Source organism: Lihuaxuella thermophila, from assembly GCF_900110165.1.
Classification (GTDB): domain Bacteria; phylum Bacillota; class Bacilli; order Thermoactinomycetales; family Thermoactinomycetaceae; genus Lihuaxuella; species Lihuaxuella thermophila.
This window is the reverse complement of the sequence record NZ_FOCQ01000017.1, coordinates 57,343-78,162: the sequence shown is the minus strand read 5'-3', so window position 1 is coordinate 78,162 and position 20,820 is coordinate 57,343. Positions and strand designations below refer to the sequence as shown.

Here is a 20,820-nt window from a genome sequence, read left to right as displayed (position 1 = left end):
CAGCAGACCACTTTCTTCTAGGCATAAGAAAAACCCCTTTCAACCCTATTCTATAATAACTTAGAGTTTGTCTGGGGTCTTATGGGGTCAGTATAAATCCACTTGTTACAATGGCAGTTACTGATGCAAGTGGTGTCCCAAGTCTTTCTGCAATATTTGCAGATACTGCATATCTATCGGCCCCATCAATTCTTTGGATTGTGGAAACACCTAGGCTTAATTCGGTTTCTACATTTTCTGAAACTGCACCTGTTCAAGCACAGTAGAACAGGCTTTAAATAGTAAGTTAAATTGAGGATAATATTTTTTAACATCTAAAAATGAATATAAATACAGAAATTCGTGCAATTAGTAGGAGATTGAATTGATAATGAAAAAATTTAGAAGGAGAGGAGCTCCATAATGCAGCTTATTATGCTGCTCGACAAGTTGGTAAACCATATTCACTTTCTGCATCTAAGACATTTACTGGCTCATATTACTGTTCAAAGTTAGTCTGGCAGGCTTGGCGTCAACAGGGATGGGATTTAGATGCGGATGGAGGTTATTGGGTTTTTCCTGTTGACTTAGAAAGAGATGCACACACGTATAGATACTGGGCAAAAAACTAAACAGGATTGATATAATTAGATTTTATTGCCTGTTCATTATGAACAGGCAATATATACTACAAAGGATTGATGCTCGTGAATAAGAAGGTTGCTGTTTATGTTTTATCTCTGTTACTGATTGCTATTGGTATTTTTGGAGCAATTAAAATAATGCTCTCTAAAATCCCCCCACCTGCCGATGGAGAAATGCAAGTAAATAGCATAGAAAATGAATTTCTTAATGCGAAAAATGAGGGTGTTATAAAAGAAAAAATAGGAATTATTTATTCTCATCCATTTGATAAAAAGACAGATCTTCTTGTTATTAAAAACCAACAAGAGATATTTTCGCAGTCTTATGATATTGATGGGATTACGGAAATTCACCCCAAAAAACAAGGTATTGTTTTGGTTTCAGAAGAATTTAATTTTCATGAGTATGAACTAAATCGTAAGTTTGAACTGATCAATAAGAAAAAGGTTAGATCCCCCTTTTCTTTTTATCATTCTGATGACGAGATAGAAATTAGGTCTTTTAATATAGACGTAAAGAAGAACATTGTTGATATAAATGATTTAAAAAAGAAAAAAACATATCAAGTCACTCTGCCTCCATTGTTAATTCAGGCCGAATACGACGATAACTTTGTTTATGTTTTTTGTGATTATATCGAAAAACAAAGTTCATATTTGTATTTGATAGACCGTAACCAAGGTAAATTAGTTAAAACCATTCCAATAGCATTCAATCATGCAAACGATTTACTCATTTTTAATAACAAATTGATAATGACAACAAAAGAAAAGCTAAGCATTTTAGATATTAAAACACACAAATTGATTTATTTAGATTATCCTTCAAATAACATTACTACAGACAAACTGTATGAGAAAGATCAAAAACTATATATGAGTTACTATGATGATTATGTAAGTGCCGGTACTCTTGTTTATGACGCCAATTTAAACCTATTGCATAATAAAAAACTTCATTTTCCTTATGAGTTAGCGTCATTTAACAATGGGAAACTGTTTATTTTAACACAATTACACAGCAAAGACCCCAAAAGATTTGGCGGGATAATAGCTTCCTTCAGGCTAGAGGATTTCAAAAAAGAAGGCCAGATGATATTGCCTAAGAAAAAGTGGCATATACAAAACTTTGCTATTCTTGATTTCTAAGATATGATTACGATGCTATGTGGACTCCAAATGACCCGGCTTTTCTCTCACAGCAATGGGGTTTGGCTAGTCAGGGACGGAATAATGCAGAGATTCGCGCAGCAATTGAGGAAACAGCTGATAAAATCACCGGTACGGGAGTTTACTGGACATATGGAAGGGTTAATGCATACAAAGCCGTTACCTACTAACTTTGGTTAGGAATAAAAAGTCTGATTTACGTAGCTAGCTTTTTTCTAGCCTTGAGAAAAAGAGGTCTAACGGGGACAGGATCTGAATAGGATATCCCTGTTTCATCCCTATTTCCTTCGGGGAATGGGAAGGATTTCGAAATACAAGACTATTGCCCCAGCATCCTGCCGGAAAAGTTTCCAAACATCTTTCAGTGTTTTTTTCAGATAGCAGGTTTGAGCAACCGCTTGTCTAGTGGAACAGTTCTGGGCCTAGCTAGCTAAAATGTTTGTGGACGCATGAGGGAAACCATTGGGTGGAAGCGAACTCGGGGAAGGGACGCGTTTTCCTATGGAAGTACCCGTTTTTCCTGTAAGCTGAAGTAGCAAAAAGAAAGGCGCTCCCCATTAGCGCCTTTCTTTATTACACCAAAAACAGGCTTCTTTTTAAATGAGGGGTGAGAACCTCTTCTTTGATCCGCAAACACTGGATGAAAAAAGAAAAAGGTTCTTCAAAATGCGGGGCATGGGCTGAATTTTCGAACCAGATCATCTGTTTGGCGGGAGCGGTTAAATCAGCAAAGTATTGTTCCTGAAGCTCCCAGGGAGCCTGGCAATCGTGACGGCCTGTGCAGAAATAGGCAGGAACCTTCAGCTCCGGCACTTCCTGAAGCAGATTGGCTTTCAAGATCTCCTCACCCAGATACTGAGCTGAAAACCGGAGGCCTTTTCTGAAGCGGTACCAATCATTCAGCGTATATTCGGTTGAGGAAAAACCCTTTGCAAATATCTTTGTGAAAGTTCCTCCCCGAATGGAGCCGCCAAATTTTTTCAGCCATTTTTGATAGACGGAAAAAGATCTGATTTTGTCATAAGGAGGATGCCCGATCCGATTCAGTTGCCGGATCGCTTTCTGGTTGTCCTTTTTTCTTGCACATGTTAAAAGCTTTTGGTAAGAGAGAAGCATGCTGTGCCGGGCATCGACCATCTGACCGATCCCGATATAAGCATGGATCAGTTCGGGGTATCTCCTGGCGGTCATTGCCCCGATGATACTTCCCCAGGAATGGCCGGCCAGAAACAGCTTTTTATGCCCAAATAAATGGAGCAGGACCTGGATGAGCTCATGGGTATCCTGGATGAACTGTTCTATATTCATGGATGTCGGGTTTATTTTTCTGGAGTAAGATTTTCCGGAACCACGCTGATCCCAGTTGACGACCAAAAAATGCTTTTCCAGATCGGTTTGGTAATGCCTGGCAAAACCGATCTGAGCCGCACCGGGTCCGCCGTGCAAAAAAAGGAGGATCGGGTTATTGCGATCGATTCCCCTGAGCAGGATATATTGATCGACTCCGCCGATCTTTACCCGTTTGATGGAAGCAATACTCCCATCCACATCATTGCCTTGGGAATCCGTGTGATTCGGAGTCCGACTTTTGAACATTTGAGTCCCTTCCTTTTCCAACAATTGGATTTAGGGTGGAATAATAATATTCTCGATTCCGGCTCACTTTCCTCCATATAAATCCGACATTTACTTAATGTGTCTGAATGAGTCTCGTTTGCATGAATGATCTCCGGATTCCCTTGTATATTTCATTTAAGAACAGATGCGGTTTCAGGCCGGTTCGGACACCAGGCATGATTGGCAAATATAAAAAAATTTCCATCCTGTTTTGGAAGGAGGATGGAAGAGATCGTATCGAATAATTTTCTGTCAAAGCGATAGGATGCACTCAGTCATGCCGGTACATTTTGTACCCCTCGCTCAATTCTTCGATGCGCCGGTTTGTGTTCTTCTGATATAAGCCTCCATGATAGCAGATGACCGTTTCGATGTCGTATCGGGTCAGCTTTTTCAATGATTTGACGGCCAGATTCATATCCAGCGTATATCGGGGGTCCGGACCAACCAACCGCCCCTCTTCCACGGCCAGGGCATCTCCGGCGATCAGGGTTTTGCTTTGTTTATGATACAAGTTGATATGCCCGGGAGTGTGTCCGGGGGTATGGATGATGATGATTCCTCCACAGTACGGCAACTCATCGCCATCCGTTACGGTCTGGTCAACTTTGGCGTGGGGCGGGTTTTCAAGCACCGCTTGAAAGGCCTTGCGCCACTCCTCCGGCACATCCTCCGGCAACGACTCAATGGCCTGGGTCACGGCCTCCGGGGAAAGTTTAAGCAGTCTTTGTTCACCCTGAATGTACGGTTGTTCCAATGGATGTGACAGCACTTCAACTTGATGCGGCAATTCGGACACAAGATCCGGTAAGCTTCCAATGTGGTCCAAATCCTGGTGGGTAATAACGATTTTGCTGAGCTGATCAAAATCTATACCCGCCTTACCGACCGCCTCGCGAAATTTTGCCAGTTGACCTGGAAAACCCGTGTCTACCAGGATTGCCTCGTTTTCATCCCAGATGAACACAGGGTGAATATAATCGAGCTTGCCCATGATATTTGCCTGAATTTCCAACATTTCCACTCCATTGGCGATTCGCATAAAAGCCTCCCGGTTCTTTATTTGGTGAGTTTGTTGATCGGGAACTCCGTTGATTGGAATAAATAGAAGATCGAAGCTGGTGCGGTGATTGATTGACGTTCTATTCATATATTAATAGACTCACAATAATTATTCAAATAAATTATTATTATACCATAAATTATTGTATTTGTCAAGTGTTTTTTGGGTTTTTCCGGTGTGCGAATGTCTTCTACGATAAGAATCGTCTCCTACCGCTTTGAAAACGGATTGACACTAATAGTGTTTCGGGCATGAGGAGAAGCAATCTCTCTTTTCATCGCGAAAATGTCAAACCGCAAGCATATAGAAAAGCCCGCTATCATGAAGATAAACGGGCGTGTAAATATAACCTTTTTATTTTTTTCGACGAGGTCCATTCCTCTAAACATGACCGTCACCGAACGGAGCAATACATTCCGGCCGATCATTTGCGGGTGAGTTGACCATGGTGGAAACGGGAGTGGCGATCATCTCCTCCGTCGGATATGGCTTTAGCAATGACTTCAGGTATTCGGTGTCTTTTACGTGCGGATCGAGCCAGGCTTCTTCTTCATCCGGCCGCAGTATGCTTGGCATCCGGTTGTGAATGGGCTCCATTAATTCATTGGGGATGGTCGTGATCACGGTGCAAGAGTGGATGACTTCCCCGTTCTGCTCCCACCTGTCCCAAAGTCCGGCAAAAGCGAAGGGCTCCCCGTTTGCCAGCCGGATGAAATAGGGGACTTTGCCGTTTGGTGTTTTCGCCCATTCATAAAATCCCGTACTTAAGATGAGGCATCTCTGGCGATGTAGAAGCCGCTTGAAACTTGGCTTTTCGTGGACAGACTCACCCCGCGCATTAATCATCTTGTATCCGATTTTCTTGTCTTTGGCCCATGTCGGAATCAAGCCCCAGCGCAGGAAACCTCCTCTTCGTTTCGTTCCGTCGTGGATGATGGCCAAAACTTGCTGGCTTGGGGCGATGTTGTATCGGGGCTGATACTCCCATTCACCGGTGATTTCAAAGTCAAACCGTTCCCGAAGGGTTTCGACAGGAGAGAATAAACTAAAACGTCCGCACATGTCCCGCTTCTCCTTTTAAATAGGAATATCTATTCCCATTGTACCATTGATTCCCCTTGAAGATGTTTCCTTATTTTACTGATTATCCTATCAGGTTTGCGTCTGTCCATATCTCCTCTTCATACTCTTTTCAAGAGGATTCCGAGAAATGAGAAACAGCAGACACATCAAAAGGTGAAAACATAGCCGTCAAAACAATTAAACCCCGACACCGTTATGGATGAGGTTTGTCTGTATTACCATCCCATTCTTTTTCTTAATGAAGTAATATGCGCGATATGATGTTTCCCGTGCCACGCATACAGACCCAGCGCTTGATCCAAAGTGAGGGTACCGCTTTCAGGATGCCGGAAAGTCCGGCGAAAGTCTTCGTCTGTCATCGCTCGGAGTAATAGGGTCCAACGTTGATGCAATGAATCGAATAAAGATAAAGAAACTTCAATCGGCGCAGTCCGGGAATCTGCCAGTTCTGCCCACTCTTTTTCATCATAGGGTTTGATGAATGGTACTTCTTCAGTTAATGCCCATTTAAAACGGACATAACTATTCAAATGACTGTCAGGCAAATGATGAACCACCTGCCTGACTGTCCACCCTCCGGGCCGGTAAGGAGTATTGAGCTGGTCTTCCGTGAGACCCTGAACCGCTTGGCGCAACTCACCCGGTGCGGCGGCAATCTCATCGATCCATCGCAAGCGCATTTGACCCGTTATTTCTTGATCCATTTGAAATTGTCCAATCGGGTAGCGCAAATGTTCCATTTGTTTGATCCTCCTCAGTATTGAACACTGAACAAATGAGTGACAAAACATTTGTTTGATCCTATTATATCTGACTATTTTATACAATTTCAGCTAAAACGAGCCAATCGGGTGCATATTCTTCAAAGGGAGTTTTGATCCGAAAGGGTCGTGTTCTTGAGGGAGCACCGTAGTAGTCATCTCATCGAGCAACACAAGCGTTTTAGAATAAACATTCAACCTATCGCGGGGGATTACAAAATGCGTAATGAAAGAAAGGGCCATTGGCATTGGCCCTTTTTGATATTCCCGTTTCTCAATGAATGGTTTTTACCAAACCACCATCGATTATATAATCGACACCGGTGATCATAGCTGCTTGATCGGAAACTAGAAATAAAACGAGATTGGCTACTTCTTCGGGTTCTGCAAAACGTTGAAGGGTGATGCCGAAGTTTTTGGCCAGTTCATCCAAATCTCCGGGAGCTTGATCCCACATTGCCGTTCGTGTCGGCCCTGGTGCAACCGTATTGACACGAACCCCTTTCGGCCCAAATTCCTCAGCCAGATTCTTGGAAAGATTGGTAACCGCAGCCTTCGTAGCGCTATAGGCGATAATTTGCTTGATTGGCATGATTGCATTGATGCTTGAAATATTCACGATCGATCCGCCTTGTTTGACCAATAGTGGTAAAGCAGCACGTGATGTCCGGACGACGCTCATGAAATTAACATGGATCATTTCCAGCCATTCTTCATCCGTTAATTCCAAAAAACCTATATTTTGGCGTCGATCCACAGCCCCGATATTGTTTACTAAGATATCAAGTCGCCCATACTTGGCTGCTGCTTCATTCACAATTTTTTGCGCACCTTCCATGGCTGTGGCGTCTGCAACGACCGGAAGCACAGAGGTGCTCTTGGATAATTTCACTAATTCCTCTGATGGTTTACGGGTAGATGCTACTACTTTTGCGCCGGATTGTGCCAATGCCTTCACTGTAGCCAATCCAATTCCCTGGCTTGCACCGGTTACAATGGCTACTTTTCCTTCTAATGAAATTTGCATCGAATCATCCTTTCACATTTAATTAGTTTGGCATCCGATTTTTTATGAAGGGTTTTGAAAAATCACCTCCTTCAAAGCACTTGATGGTGCTTAAAGATCTTGAGTGCAATCATCGCTCCGATCAGTGCAAAAACAGCCTCCACCAAAAAGGCAGTACGAAGAACATGGGTTAACGTGACAGGATTCTGAGATTCCAAGGGAAGGTTTGGATCGCCGATCTCTGCAATGCGCAGCGTGATAAAGATGTAAATCATCGCAAGTCCGATCGAACCGCCAATCTGTTGCCCGGTAGAGGCCATCGCAGAAGAGACTCCGTGTTTTGTTGGATCGATGCCGATGCTTGCAGGCCGGAACATAATGGGAAAAACAAAGCCCGAACCGATGCCGCTGACAATCATTCCCGGAAGCATCCCCCAAAGTGTTCCATTTACTGAAAGTTGCGTAAACAGCAGAAAACCGATCATACCCAGAAGCATTCCACCAGCCAGCGTACGGGCAAAACCAATGGCGGATACGATGCGGTTGACGATTCTTGCGCCCGCTATGCCCGCCATGGATATGGCTAAAAATGCAACCCCTGCCTGAATGGGAGTGTAGCTAAGAACCTGTTGCATGTATAAAGTGAGAAAATAATATTGAGTGCCAAATGTCATCTGAAAAAATCCGGCGATCAACATGGAACCGGTCAACGTTCGTATACGGAGAAATTGAAGAGGCATCAAAGGCTCTTTCGTGCGGGACTCAATAAACAAAAAGAGGATCAGTAAGATCGTGCCAAGTATGGCCGCGAACAAAGTGGTAGCTGTCAGCCAGCCGTAGACAGGCGCCTGCACAAGGTAATAAACAATCAGTATCATGCCGGTGGTGACAGAAACCGTTCCGGTCACATCGTAATGACGTGTCTGATTAGCACCATAACTCTCCTTCAGAGTGAACGGGGTAAGAATCATCAATAGAAGAACAACGGGAATAAGAAAGAAGAAAGTCGACTCCCATCCGAATTCATTTGTCAGAAATCCGCCCAGAATCATACCTGAGGACAATCCGATCCCCCCTGCAGATGCCCAAATCATAAAAGCGCGATTTCGCTCAGACTGTTCAACAAAGCTGGTAGAAAGTATCGCAAGAGTCGCAGGAAAAAGGATTGCCCCACCCATGCCTTGAATTCCGCGGGCAACAATGAGAAGCCATCCGTGTTGGGAAAATCCGCCGATGAATGAACCGAATCCATACAATCCTAAGGAAAAAATAAACATTCGACGCCGACCGAGCAGGTCGGTGATTCGTCCGCCAAACAAGAGGAAACTTCCGTATATGATCGTATAAGCGCTGACGACGAATTGCAGATGATTTCCATCAAAATCCAGGCTTTCGCCAATTGCAGGAAGCGCTACATAGATGATGGTAAAATCCATGGCGGAAATGAGATTGGCCATCGCTAATATAAAAATCAATCTTGTCTTCATTAACAGATGTTCCTTTCCCGGTTCAAAAATCGATTATTTTTGATCGATCATTCCAAAATGGACAAAAAAATATAGATCAGGAGTCTTGTCAGGCGATCTATATTTTTTTGTCTAATACTGAAAGAGTAATTTGAATGATATTTCGCAGAACATCAGTGTCAGATGTGGATTTTGCCGTTACCATCAATCCGCCCCGGGCATTGTTTAAAAACCGGGCTAACGCCAGCAGATCATCATGGGAATGACCTAACTCACCCTGGTTTTTGGCCCGGACCAATGCCCGGTAAAACGCTTGTTCGATTCTCTTGCCATTCGATTGAACAAGATCCGCAATCTCCGGGTCATCCGGTGCGAGTTCGATTGCCGTATTGACGATCAAACAACCTTTTTCGCGTTCGTTTTGCTCTGTTTCCAACACATCATAAAATACACGGGAAATGGCTTTTCTCCCTGATTGGTTGTTTTCAAGGATATTCACGACATGAGCCGTCTTTTGATCCGCATAGTGTTTCAGAGCGGCAATAAACAGATCGCGTTTGCCGCTAAAGGCATTATATAAACTTTGACGCCCGATCCCCAAATGTTTGACGAGATCTTCCATAGAAGTCCCTCGATAACCGCGACACCAAAAGATATCTACTGCCTTGGTAAGTATCTCCATCTTGTCAAATTCTCTGGGTCTTGCCATGATACTGAAACCCCCTGTGACCTGAGGATATCATTTTTTTGAATGAACGGTCAATAATGTTTATTCGTGATGCTGATGATGATCAGTGTATCATCTGCCGTCGCGGCATAAAAATAACATCCTGGTTGCAGGATGTTATGTTGATAATTTTTCTAGAATTATCCACGTGTATCATCATCATCGTCACCAAGTTTTATTGGTACAGAAGAGTTAAGGAGGGGATTGTCCGATTTGGGAAAATTATGTAGGCCAAACTTCATAAAAATCATCCTCACTTATGATTTTGAGTTCATTTATGATAGAAACCAGCCTTTCATTGCACTTGTGCAGCTCATCGGTTTTTTTCATCTTAGCAAAACAGGCTGATAGTTTCAATAAGGCTGAAATTTGTCTTTGTTTGAAACCATGCCTCTCGGAAAGTTCCGATGCTTCTTGATATAGTGGTATCGCTTCATTGTATTTCTGCTGATAATAATAGAAATTTCCTTGTACAATAAGAGCTTTAGCCAACCGGAAAAGGTCGGCTACCTTCCGTCCGATGTCAATTGCTTTTTTTAAATGGTAGTCTGCTTTCCCCCAATCTTCTTGAGCCGAATATAACATCGCCAGGTACGTGTGTGCATCTACATGCCTGCGCGGATATTTTAATTTACGGTCCAGTTTTAGCACCATTTCAAATCGTGGAAAAGCCATTTCAAACTTTTTATTTTTAAGATAGACGCTTCCCAATACATTAAGTAAATCAAGGTGTTGATTTTGAATCCAATTTCTACGGGCAATTTCTATTCCCTCATTAGAAATTGATATTGCTTCTTGAAACGCTCCACGCTCACGTAATATGGCGGCTCTGTACTTGTACAGATCAAGTAATACAGGTATGCTGTCAATCTGGGGGATAGACGGCCATAGCTCATTTAATATCTGTGATGCATGATCTAAATGGGATGATTTGATCAGAAATAAAATCTTGTTAGAAAACAAAAAATACTTTACTTCTCTTTTTCCTTTTGTATCATCGTATTTCTCCAATCCATGCTTGACATATTCAAGCGCTTGAGCTAAATCATTTTGATGATAGCTACATCTGCTTAATTGGTTAAAACACATGGAAATTATATTATCTTCGGGATCAATCATATGTTGTTTGCACAGTCGCAGGGCAAGTTTGAAGTATTTGCTTGCTTTATTCCACTGCTTTCTTTTATATTCGTATCGTCCTTTTAAATAGGTGTAATAGGGAGCTAGTGGGTGAAATTCATCCATGGGAACCAGTCTCAAATCTTCATATGCAGCTTCCAAGTCCCCGTTTTCTAACAGGCTTTCAATTCCATCCAACTGAAACTTCAAATGTTCGATCCGTTTTCTTTCCTGTTCGACAAGCTCCTCCAGTTTTCCGTTGTCCAACCCCAGTTTGTGAAGAAGATAGTGAAAGGTATCATCTTTGACCACCACTTTTCCGCGCTCGATATTGCTGATCGTGCCGTCGGAGATATGTACATCGGCTAAATCCCTCTGATGCAACCCTTTGTCGATTCGCGTTTTTTTAATCACATAACGGATCAGGCCGTCGTGTAGGTAATGGCCCATTTGGCAAACCCCCTGATCATCTTCGTTGATAATCCCTATTATGTAATAAAAAGGCAGAAATGAAAATGGGACTATTCCGTTTAAATGAATATTTTTTAAATTGTTAGGGTGAAAACGGCAAACATTTGCATGCAACCGCATGGGTACAGGCAAACGGTTCCTGATTTAAAAAATAAAGTTTCGATGACGGAATATTGAAAAAATTTAATCTAATGGACTATAATTTAATCAACGAACCAGCGCTTAAGCTGGTGTCGACTCACTTTTTTGTTGGGGTGGATTCAATTTCTTCAGGAAGGGAGGCTGAAAATTTCCGGAATGGAAAAAGCGGGAGGCTGAAACGGGCACAAAAAAAGAGCCGACTCTACAAAGAATGGCTCAACAAAAATGTAAATGGTTTACGGCTCTATTATAACACCCGAAGAGGAGCCGGAAAAGACGGGGCTTGTATCATCGGATCGGAGCAGAGCAGAGGGGGGAGAAGGAAATTGGGAGAGAAAAAGAGTTCGTCAGCCAGGGAGTCTTCGATGATCAGGAAAGGGGATGCGGTGGGCCAGGTCGTTTACGTGCTGGCCAAGCTGGGTTATCCCCGGCCCCAGATCGAAAGAGTGGTTAAAGAGCTGCGAAACACGTTTAACCTGAAGTGTACGGGCCGGGTGTTCGATATGAACCTGACATCCGGCAGGGCGGACCGCAAACATCTGCTGCCGACGGTCGATAGCCGGGACCATCCTGAAAGCAGGTGAGGGATGGAAGATGGCGGACAGAATGAAACTCATCAACCAGATGGCAAACAAGATTGAACGGGAATTGAGGGAAGCCATCCTGATCGAACCCCATCCCTGCTATACGAAGATGGAGTTGTATTGCGAAGTCTGCCTGAAAACAAAATCCAGGCTGGAACTCCGCCTGGTCGTGCCGGATGAGAAAAGGGTCGTCGATGATTATATGGCTTGTCATGATTGCATCAAACAGCAAAACATCCGGGTTCCCGATGCGGAAAGATCTCTTGAATTTGAAGTGAGAACGATTGCCATCATACGGATCAGACGGGGAAAATAACGCATTCTCCAGTGAATGAGTCCGTAACTAAATATTATTCCTCTGCCTGGCATCCCGCCCGATTGGGGCGGGATCTTTTTCATTCAGGTTGATTCAATCGTACCTCAGGAACGGAAAATGCACTCAAATACAAATATAAAGTTCATTTCTCCTTTTCTTGATCCGTGACGGGATCGTACATTCCGTTTTGAATCATATAGTATTCCATCGCTTGTTGCAGCCACTTTTCCTCCTTACGTTAAGACATTTTTCTGATACAATATAACTGGCATCCCGTACGCTTTGGAAACGGCACAACACGATTCTTCTTTCCGTTGCCATCACAAACAAGATGGATTTTTTCTCTGCTGCGCCCAAGTGCTTCACTTTGGCAAATAATCGCAATGTTTTGTATAATGATATTGAGGTTACTTGCTTGCTACTTTGAAAAGGGCTTCTTGGTGGCGGCGCAGATGGTATCCTTGAGGAGGGCTGATTTGATATTCCTATTTGGTGGAGTGGTTATGGGATTGTGGTGTTGCCGATCTCGGCCCTGTGCGTCGGGCTCATGGGCGTGCTCGCTTTTAAATGGCTTGACTTTTCCGGTTATTCGATTCTCGGGAACCTGATTTTCTACCTCGGGTTTGTGTTCGCCGGCCTGCTCAATTTTTTCATCGGCAAAAGTATAAACACGCCTGACGCTGAAGAGGAAAGCAGCTTGTTTTTCATCCCAATGGAGATCTGGGGCCTGTTGCTCCCGGGCATTGGCCTTTATGTGGTCCTCCCTGGGATGTTGGAAGGGATTTCCAAGGGAATATGGATCTGACGGCACTATTTCTAAAATGATAGATAGCGTATAGGGTATAGAGATGTATTCCAGTTAGAATGCATCTTATTTTCTTATTATGGGATCTGCGCGGCTACCCTGTCACCTGGCCTGTGTATAGAAATGAACTTATCTAATGTAACATGACCATACGTAGGCAAGAATACCCAATATCCATCACAAAAAGTGTAAGGAGAATCACCATCACAAACGCAATAATCAGTAACATCAGCAAATGCATTCATTGGATACATCGAAAGCGCAAAAACCGCAACCACCACAACCAACATCATCAAAAAAAACATAATCATGGAAAAATCCGCCGAAAAGTTTAACTCTTGTTAAGCTTATATTTTTCTGATGTTCAGATGGCTGCTGTATGATTGGAACAAAAAAGGTGGTTAAAAACGTATGAAGCGCTTGTGGCGTGCGATGAAAAAATCGGTTCCCGTTTCATTTCGTCTGTACCTGGGATTCATCTTCCTGATCTACGGGCTGGCCAAAATCATCATGGGTCAGTTTGCAGCCGTTGAGCCGACGAGTCAGATCGCCGGTTTGCATCCGGACCCGAAAGGGTTTGCTTTGGCCTGGACTTTTTTTGCCTATTCACGGGTTTACGAAATTTTTATCGGTGTCGGTGAAGTGATGGCAGCCATCCTCATCATGATTCCCCGGACCGCGACATTGGGGGCAGTCGCCTATTTCCCGATTTCGGTCAATGTGCTGATGGTGAATGTTTGTTTCGGCATCGGTGTGGCGGATTTAAGCACGGTTCTGGTCGTCATGAATCTGTTTCTGCTGTGGGCAGACCGCAGGAAATTGCTCATGATCTTTTGGGATTCCAGCCGGATCGAACACCGTATACCGGAAACGGATCTGAGAGGAGAGAAGACAGCATGACTCCGTTTACCATCATGCTATTCGTAGTGATTTTCGCTGCCAACACGGTGTATTATCTCGTCCAGGATCTTCGGGCGGAGAAAAAGAAGAAATCCGTCTCTGAAGTTTAGGGATAGGGAAATACTCACCCGTTTCCGTGATGGAGCCATTTAGGAACAGCTGTAGAAGATTTCCAAGTCCAGAACCAACGAACGGCCGGTTCAGAACTGATGGTGGAAATGATGAAGTCCGTGCCGCGGGACATCATTTCGGACTCGGCGGCAGGCACGGCGCCGTGAGTCCAAACATCTTGTTACTCCTTTTTAATTTTGCTGCATCTAACTCCCCAAATTTGTTTTTTCGGAAAAAAGATACAACCCTCCGGCCATTGCTTCGCAAGCCACGGGTATTATCATGAAGGCTCAGGATATCTTCCCGGGCTTTTTTCTATATAGCCTGCCGGGCGGATGGTTGGCTATGACCAACAGGAAAATCTCCAATTAGACAAGTGGGGAAACGGCGGCGCGTGGCCAAGGTGTAAAGGCGGAAGTGTTGCATTCAAAAAGGAATCCGATCAACAAAACGCGGAAAACATACTCTAAGACAATTTTTGGAACGAAAAACCGGTTTTTCTTTATGTGAAAAAATTTCTTGATAATATCTTGAGTGTTTTTATAACCAAGCTTTTTTTAAGAGTTCCACACCAAGCTGGATTTCATCAATAGAAAGATGACTAAAACCAAGTTTAATAATTGGTTTATCAGGATTGTTTTGAACGAAGTAGCGTGAGGTGGGATACACTTTAACACCATAAGAGGAAGCACGCTCGATGAGCCATTCTTCTGAACGATTCAAGTGCACTTTGACTAACAAGTATAAACCAGACTGCTCACCAATAATCGATAGATTATTGTCAAATTCTTTTCTTAATGCGGATACTAAATGGTGCATTTTTCGTTTATAAACAAGACGCATGCGTTTAAGGTGGCGATTCCATTCTCCAGCTTCCATAAATTTAGCCATGGTCAGTTGGCTAAGAATGGAAGTAGTACTTTCGAAAAGACGGAATTGATGTTTGTAACGATCTAACAGGGGCTGCGGCAACACCATATAACTTAAACGGATTCCCGGAAGAAATGATTTTGAGAAATTCCCTAAATAAATGACTCTTGTTGAATCAATGGAGGCAAGAGCAGGAAATGGTTTTTGTGTATAGCGAAATTCACTGTCATAATCGTCTTCGATAATAAATCCACGCATCTTGTTAACCCAATGAATAAGCATGTGCCGTTGTTGAATAGACATGCTGACTCCCAATGGACTTTGATGAGAAGGGGTTACATAGATTAATCGTGATTTCATTCGTTCTAATTGTGAAAGATCAGCACCTGTTTCATAAACCGGCAAAGTTTCAAAAATAAAACGATGGAATTGAAAAGCTTCTCTGGCACCGTCAAAACCAGGGTCTTCGACGATAATGCTCTGGAACTCATCCTTCAATAGATGCCCAAGGTATACAAGCATTTGTTGAGTACTACTTCCGATAATGATTGCATTAGGATCTGTTCTCACCCCACGTGACTGGAGTAAATATGATGCGATTTGTTCGCGTAGGCATAATTCGCCAAAAGGTTCCCCGTATCGAAAGCTGTCCTTTACCGTTAATACTTGATTAGAGAGCCGCCTCCACGTCTTTAAAGGGAAATGTTGTTGATCGACCACGTCTGCACGGAAATCAACGCGAACAGGTGATATCGTCTCTGTTCGCTTGTGATTATTAGAAGAGCTGTGAGCTTCTTGAAATAAAAGGGGTTCTAACTCATTTACAAAATAACCTTTTCGTCTCTCCCCACGAATATAACCCTCCGCAACAAGTTGTTCATATGCCATTAATGTTGTATTACGGCTCACATCTAAGGAATCTGCAAGTTGACGAATGGAGGGTAATGGCTCATTCGCCTTTATGTCGCCTTGCTCAATAAGTGATTTAAATTTCTCGTAGATTTGTTTGTATTTCGGGGAGTTATCTTTAAAAGTAAAAATGATATTATTCATTTGCATCCCTTCTGACATGTATATTTTCTCGATATTGTACCTTTTTTTATGTCAGTTTGTGTAGTATTATTTTTTTACCATTTTTTATGATTATTTTTTTAAACTCAAATACAGGTTGAAAGGATGATAATTGTGTACATCCCTAAGAAATATCGTATGGATCATGATGAAGCAGTACAAATAATGAAGTCTTATCCGTTTGCCATATTGATTACTGTGGATGAACATCGGCCCTTGGCAACGCATATTCCTTTGGAAATCCGGGAAGATGAGGGGAAAATATATGCGACTGGGCACCTTGCTTACGGAAACATGCAGAAAAAGACTTTGGAAAATAATCGTGATGTGTTACTCATTTTCCAAGGGCCGCACGCTTACGTTTCTTCAAGTTGGTATGAGCATGAAGATGTTCCTACATGGAACTATGTAGCTGTACATGCGTATGGAACATCGCGTGTACTCACTGATGACGAGCTGATATCGGCTTTGGATATGATGCTTACACACTATGAGTCTCACCGGGAAAATGGTCGCCTCTGGGATACGTTTGATCCAGAGTTTCTTAAGAGGGAAATGAAAGGAATAGTTGGCTTTGAAATTGAAATCACATCGATTCAAGCTGCAGCTAAAATGAGTCAGAATCGTAATGACACCGATTACAAATCGATTGTTGCAGAGCTTGAAAAATCAAATGAACAAGGGGAAAACCAGGTTGCTCAGTGGATGCGTGAGAAACGGAAAGGGTTATTTAAATGATAAGGCCTATTTTACGGTTTTGAATTGTTTATCGTGTACAACTGGGGCAGTCAACACCGGTCCTTTACACAGAGGGCTCCTGGCAGTTCTTTTCTGATTGCAGGATGGATGCCGAATTTCTCGTTTGGTATGAACAAAGTGTGTCCTTGACTTCCACCCATCCAGAAAGAAGGAGCCCGGGTAAATGATGTGCTAAAAGTAATACAAGGAGTTGAATTTTATGGAATTTTCAACGATTTGGCTGTTTGTCGTTGCTGCTGCTACATTGTTAATAATACCAGGGCCAGCTGTGTTCTATATTATGGCAAGAAGTATAGATCAAGGGAAGAAAGCAGGCCTGGTATCAGTTCTCGGTGTTTCACTTGGTGGTTCTGTTCACGTTTTAGCTGGGGCACTTGGGGTTTCCGCGATCCTGATGACATCAGCAACAGCCTTTCATATCGTTAAATACTTGGGGGCTGCTTATCTGATCTATCTGGGGTGTAAGACTTTATTTTCTGCATCTGATAAACCGACTTCAGAAACTCCAAAAGCTCCGCACAAAAATTTATTTAGAATTTTTTACCAGTCAGCGCTTGTAGAAGTAATGAATCCTAAGACAGCACTCTTTTTTTTAGCCTTCTTTCCGCAATTCATCTCCCCTTCTGCCGGATCCGTCCCAGTACAATTTTTGCTTTTAGGAACTATATTTATTATGCTGGCTCTTATTAGTGATGGGCTGTATGCAGTTCTTGCGGCAAATATGAGAGAGAGGATTCTGGGAAGTAAAGTGAGTTCAAAGCTGCTGAATCGGATAACTGGTTATTTATATATTGTTCTAGGGGTATTCTCCGCCTTCGCGAGCCCCTCCAACTCCAAAACATGATGAAAGTGATCGTGTCGTGACACAGCAAATAGCGATTCGGCCAAGACCATATGTAAAATGAAATGGAGTGATCGTTTATGTCTAGATTTATCATTCCTCTGTATTGAATTAATAGATGAGACAAGAAGCGATGAGTTTCATATGGCGCTTAAAGAATTGTCTGATTTAGTGTCACAGAATCTTGGTGGTATTGTGAAGATTGAAGTGTTGGATATTAGCAATAGGGAAATTGCAATTTTATAAATTGTTGTTGTAACCGGTAAAAACAGGCCTGTTCAGTACAAACAAGAAAGCTCCTGAACTCAGCCCGGTAAGATGAGATAACATAATGGAAATGCCAACAATTCCAACTTGGTTTGGAATCAAAAATATCTCCTGGCCAGCGGTTACGGACAACGCACCCATTTGAAAACGGCGAAAGCTCATGTGGTCAAGCAGTACCGCATGAGCTTTCGCCGTTTTTTTGGTGTCGTCTTTTCCGCCACGCCATTAACCACGGAGTAAAGGGCAACTTTCGCATAGGAGATGGGTAATCCAGTCGCGGCATCTGTAATAAGCAAGCTTTTAGAACTCATATCGCCCCTTCATGACCATGTTGGATTGGCTGATGATTTCAATGTCGTCCAGGATGGTCAGTTCAACAGCTCACAATCTTGTCACCGGCATTTTAGATAAATTTTCATCCGGGTTTAGATTTTCTTAAGAATTCGTTTAGGGGCAGGTTAGAACTGCCTTCTATGATAAGACGTGTAAGTAATTCAGATCTGAAATGAAGAGGTGACAAAATGAACAAGAAAAAATTGGGGATTTTTGCATTGAGTCTGGGAGTGAGTGCAAGCGTATTGCTGACCAGTGCTTTATCTGTTAAGGCCGGTAACGCATCCGGTTACGATCAGTACAAGGCAGCGCTGAAGCAGACAAAAGCAGTTGAGAATCTGACCGGAAATCTTGATTTATCCATACAGGATAACGGAAAAAAACTGTTTACCGTCGATTCGACGATTCGAAGGGATCTCAAAAACCATGCGGGTAACGGCAAAATAAACATTGAAGCGAATGGGAAAAAACAAACGCTTGAGGTATACCATCAAGAAAATAAAAAAATCATGAAGGCAAGTAACAGTGAGATCTATTACGTAATGAATGAAAAAGAAAAGAAAGTTCATCACAAATCGGGTGATCGTGCTCAAAAAGCAGAGTTTGTGATCGATGCGCTGATGAGTGGATTGCGCAATGATATTCAGTCTGTAAACCGTACAGATGGCAGCAAGGAAGTCTCTTTAAATCTTTCGGAAGGTCAAATTTCACCTGTTGTTCAAGCGCTTGTTTCGATATTGGTTCAAAATGCCGCCGGGCATGAACCGGACCGCGGTCACCATGGAGCACCATTCTTCAAGGGAGAATTAAAACCCGATCTGCCGGAGCTGACCCGTGATATTAAGATTAAACAGGTAAATATCAAAGCGGAAATCAACAAGGAAAACCGGATTGAAGAGCAGACAGCCCAGGTGCTGGTGACGGGTAAAGACGCGGCTGGAAAAGAACACCAATTAACGATTCGCATCCGATTGGATCTGTCGCAATTTAATCACACCGTTATGGATAAAGTCGATTTAACGGGAAAGAAAGTCAAAACCTTTGAACCCAAAGCTCGTCAAGACTGGTAGTGTTTCAGACATCATCCGTTGATTGGACATCCCCGTCTCCTTGCTGGTCGCGATGATGTTGATCCCGGTGCCGGGCGCATCAGTGATCGGAAAGGCGAATCATCAAATCTCTAACAGGTAGCGTCTGTTTCAGACACTACCTGTTAGAACAAAGGAGAAAAAGATGGAAAAGGTTTTAGAAATGAAAGGTTTAACCAAGTGCTATCGGAATGGCAGGGGTATTTTTCATATTGATTTAACTGTATATAAAGGAGATATTTTTGGTTTATTCGGCCCTAACGGCGCCGGAAAAACGACTCTCATCAAAGCGATCACCGGGTTGTGCAGTCCGGATCAAGGGGAGGTTCATATTTTTGGATATGAGGTTAGCAAACAGTTTGAAAAAGCGATGGAGAAAGTCGGATGCATCGTCGAAACCGGCAATTCCTTTGAATATATGACTGCATTTCAAAACTTGCAGATGATTTCCCGCTTTTATCCCCACATTTCCTCATCGCGGATCGATGAAGTGTTGGAGCTGGCAGGCTTAAAAGAGGTTAGACATGAGAAAGTGAAAGAATTCTCTTCAGGGATGAAACAGCGTCTCGCTTTGGCAGCCGCCTTGTTCTCCCATCCGGAGCTGGTGATCCTGGATGAACCCACCAGCAGTATGGATATTGAAGGGATGATTGACTTCAGAAATATAGTTAAGAAGCTGGCCAAAGAAGAGCAAGTCACATTCTTTATTTGCAATCACTCCATTCATGAAATGGAGCGGATGTGCAACCGGATCGGCATTCTTTATGATGGAAAACTGATCGCCAGCGGACTGGCTTCAGACATGATGAATGCGAATGAATCATTGGAAGATTTCTATATGGCGCAGATTCGGAAGGCAAGGGGGATGGAATCGTGTCAGTTCTCTACGTCAATGTAATCAATGAAATCCAAAAAATCTTTGCACAAAGAAAAACAAAAGGCATGCTCGGATTTGCCCTTTTCATTCCGGCCGTCCTCGCCGGCATACTCGATTACACCCAACATCGATGGGGGGTTCGTATCTTCTCGGGAACGGATTTTTCTTTTTTGGTGTTGGATTGGTTGACGACCACCATTTTACCGTTGTTTATCTTTATGGTTTCCATTGAACTGTTTGTGGGTGAGAGTTCAACACGAACATTGAAGCTGACGTTAGTCCGTCCCATCACCCGATGGAAAGTGTATGCATCCAAAGTCCTGGCCATGGGGATCTTTGTCATGTTGATGTTGGGATTGATCGGAATAGGTTCGGTTACAGCAGGAAGTCTGATGTTCCATGGCGCATCTTTCAATGCATTATTGCAAGTATTGCTGGCATATGCGATCGACTTTATACCGATGTTGACGCTGGGAATATTTGCTGTATTTATCGGGCAGTACTTGAATCATACCGGCAGTGCATTTGCCTTGTGTACGATGTTGTTTTTTATTGCTAAAATTGCCGTCATGTTCTTTCCCTCACTTGAGGCTTTCTTATTCACCTCGTATACAGACTGGCATTCGTTATGGATCAACAGCTCAGTGCCCGTAAACGATTTGATCCATATCACTCTCGTCATCTTATCAAGCCTGGTCCTGTTTTTTACAATAGGGCTGTATCAATTTGAGATCAAAGAAGTTTGAACGGC

Annotated in this window: 20 protein-coding genes and 2 pseudogenes; 12 read left to right on the top strand and 10 right to left on the bottom strand. The window is 43.0% G+C overall.

Annotated elements, in window-relative coordinates:
• Positions 1–404: 404 nt before the first annotated feature.
• The 3 genes and pseudogenes from BMW55_RS19995 to BMW55_RS19745 all read left to right on the top strand — a co-directional run.
• A pseudogene (locus tag BMW55_RS19995) lies at positions 405–611 on the top strand (YiiX/YebB-like N1pC/P60 family cysteine hydrolase); the annotation flags it as partial.
• Between the two features lie 75 nt (positions 612–686).
• Positions 687–1,772 (top strand): hypothetical protein, encoded by a 1,086-nt coding sequence (locus tag BMW55_RS16555; RefSeq protein ID WP_089972166.1) that lies wholly within the window; start codon positions 687–689, stop codon positions 1,770–1,772.
• Between the two features lie 62 nt (positions 1,773–1,834).
• Positions 1,835–1,963: pseudogene (locus tag BMW55_RS19745) on the top strand (S8 family peptidase); the annotation flags it as partial.
• Between the two features lie 403 nt (positions 1,964–2,366).
• Here the strand turns inward: BMW55_RS19745 and BMW55_RS16550 are convergent.
• The 8 genes from BMW55_RS16550 to BMW55_RS16510 all read right to left on the bottom strand — a co-directional run bounded on the left by BMW55_RS16550 (position 2,367) and on the right by BMW55_RS16510 (position 11,085).
• Positions 2,367–3,389: an alpha/beta fold hydrolase gene (locus tag BMW55_RS16550; RefSeq protein ID WP_089972163.1), complete on the bottom strand. Its 1,023-nt coding sequence runs from the start codon at positions 3,387–3,389 to the stop codon at positions 2,367–2,369.
• A gap of 292 nt (positions 3,390–3,681) precedes the next feature.
• The gene (locus BMW55_RS16545; protein ID WP_089972159.1) at positions 3,682–4,452 is read right to left on the bottom strand and encodes an MBL fold metallo-hydrolase; all 771 of its coding nucleotides are present in this window, start codon (positions 4,450–4,452) and stop codon (positions 3,682–3,684) included.
• A gap of 402 nt (positions 4,453–4,854) precedes the next feature.
• Complete coding sequence (locus tag BMW55_RS16540) at positions 4,855–5,535, bottom strand: SOS response-associated peptidase (RefSeq protein WP_089972155.1); 681 nt, start codon at positions 5,533–5,535, stop codon at positions 4,855–4,857.
• A 236-nt stretch (positions 5,536–5,771) separates the two neighbouring features.
• Positions 5,772–6,296: a YfiT family bacillithiol transferase gene (locus tag BMW55_RS16535; RefSeq protein WP_089972147.1), complete on the bottom strand. Its 525-nt coding sequence runs from the start codon at positions 6,294–6,296 to the stop codon at positions 5,772–5,774.
• A 295-nt stretch (positions 6,297–6,591) separates the two neighbouring features.
• Positions 6,592–7,344 carry an SDR family NAD(P)-dependent oxidoreductase gene (locus BMW55_RS16530; protein WP_089972144.1) on the bottom strand — a complete coding sequence of 251 codons (753 nt, stop codon included), beginning with the start codon at positions 7,342–7,344 and terminating at the stop codon, positions 6,592–6,594.
• Between the two features lie 71 nt (positions 7,345–7,415).
• Entirely contained in the window at positions 7,416–8,810 is a 1,395-nt protein-coding gene (locus tag BMW55_RS16525; protein WP_089972141.1) for an MFS transporter, read from the bottom strand.
• A gap of 97 nt (positions 8,811–8,907) precedes the next feature.
• Positions 8,908–9,498, bottom strand: a complete 591-nt coding sequence (locus tag BMW55_RS16520; RefSeq protein ID WP_089972137.1) for a TetR/AcrR family transcriptional regulator — start codon at positions 9,496–9,498, stop codon at positions 8,908–8,910.
• A 240-nt stretch (positions 9,499–9,738) separates the two neighbouring features.
• Positions 9,739–11,085 (bottom strand): helix-turn-helix domain-containing protein, encoded by a 1,347-nt coding sequence (locus BMW55_RS16510; protein WP_170839991.1) that lies wholly within the window; start codon positions 11,083–11,085, stop codon positions 9,739–9,741.
• Positions 11,086–11,573: 488 nt separating this feature from the next.
• Here BMW55_RS16510 and BMW55_RS19075 point away from each other — a divergent pair, with 488 nt between their 5' ends.
• From BMW55_RS19075 to BMW55_RS16490, 4 genes are all read left to right on the top strand, one after another.
• Positions 11,574–11,831: a hypothetical protein gene (locus tag BMW55_RS19075; protein ID WP_139179532.1), complete on the top strand. Its 258-nt coding sequence runs from the start codon at positions 11,574–11,576 to the stop codon at positions 11,829–11,831.
• 10 nt (positions 11,832–11,841) lie between these two features.
• Positions 11,842–12,147: a hypothetical protein gene (locus tag BMW55_RS16500; RefSeq protein WP_089972123.1), complete on the top strand. Its 306-nt coding sequence runs from the start codon at positions 11,842–11,844 to the stop codon at positions 12,145–12,147.
• A 514-nt stretch (positions 12,148–12,661) separates the two neighbouring features.
• Positions 12,662–12,952, top strand: coding sequence for a hypothetical protein (locus BMW55_RS16495; protein WP_139179531.1), 291 nt, complete (start codon positions 12,662–12,664; stop codon positions 12,950–12,952).
• Between the two features lie 411 nt (positions 12,953–13,363).
• On the top strand, positions 13,364–13,852 hold the full coding sequence (locus BMW55_RS16490) for a hypothetical protein (protein ID WP_244527607.1): 489 nt from the start codon (positions 13,364–13,366) through the stop codon (positions 13,850–13,852).
• A 651-nt stretch (positions 13,853–14,503) separates the two neighbouring features.
• On the opposite strand, the gene pdxR is transcribed toward BMW55_RS16490, so the two are convergent.
• Positions 14,504–15,886, bottom strand: coding sequence for a MocR-like pyridoxine biosynthesis transcription factor PdxR (gene pdxR, locus BMW55_RS16485; protein WP_089972116.1), 1,383 nt, complete (start codon positions 15,884–15,886; stop codon positions 14,504–14,506).
• Between the two features lie 132 nt (positions 15,887–16,018).
• On the opposite strand from pdxR, the gene BMW55_RS16480 reads away from it, so the two are divergent.
• The gene (locus tag BMW55_RS16480; protein WP_089972112.1) at positions 16,019–16,642 is read left to right on the top strand and encodes an FMN-binding negative transcriptional regulator; all 624 of its coding nucleotides are present in this window, start codon (positions 16,019–16,021) and stop codon (positions 16,640–16,642) included.
• A gap of 220 nt (positions 16,643–16,862) precedes the next feature.
• Positions 16,863–17,507 (top strand): LysE family translocator, encoded by a 645-nt coding sequence (locus BMW55_RS16475; RefSeq protein WP_089972109.1) that lies wholly within the window; start codon positions 16,863–16,865, stop codon positions 17,505–17,507.
• A 237-nt stretch (positions 17,508–17,744) separates the two neighbouring features.
• Here BMW55_RS16475 and BMW55_RS16465 read toward each other — a convergent pair whose 3' ends face one another.
• Positions 17,745–17,912, bottom strand: coding sequence for a YitT family protein (locus tag BMW55_RS16465; RefSeq protein ID WP_342027766.1), 168 nt, complete (start codon positions 17,910–17,912; stop codon positions 17,745–17,747).
• Positions 17,913–18,292: 380 nt separating this feature from the next.
• Here BMW55_RS16465 and BMW55_RS16460 point away from each other — a divergent pair, with 380 nt between their 5' ends.
• The 3 genes from BMW55_RS16460 (at position 18,293) to BMW55_RS16450 (ending at position 20,815) form a co-directional block, all read left to right on the top strand.
• Entirely contained in the window at positions 18,293–19,174 is an 882-nt protein-coding gene (locus BMW55_RS16460) for a hypothetical protein (protein WP_089972102.1), read from the top strand.
• A 163-nt stretch (positions 19,175–19,337) separates the two neighbouring features.
• Positions 19,338–20,090 carry an ABC transporter ATP-binding protein gene (locus BMW55_RS16455; protein ID WP_089972099.1) on the top strand — a complete coding sequence of 251 codons (753 nt, stop codon included), beginning with the start codon at positions 19,338–19,340 and terminating at the stop codon, positions 20,088–20,090.
• Positions 20,066–20,815 (top strand): ABC transporter permease, encoded by a 750-nt coding sequence (locus tag BMW55_RS16450; RefSeq protein WP_089972095.1) that lies wholly within the window; start codon positions 20,066–20,068, stop codon positions 20,813–20,815. The genes BMW55_RS16455 and BMW55_RS16450 overlap by 25 nt, the downstream gene beginning before the upstream one ends.
• Positions 20,816–20,820 lie beyond the last annotated feature (5 nt).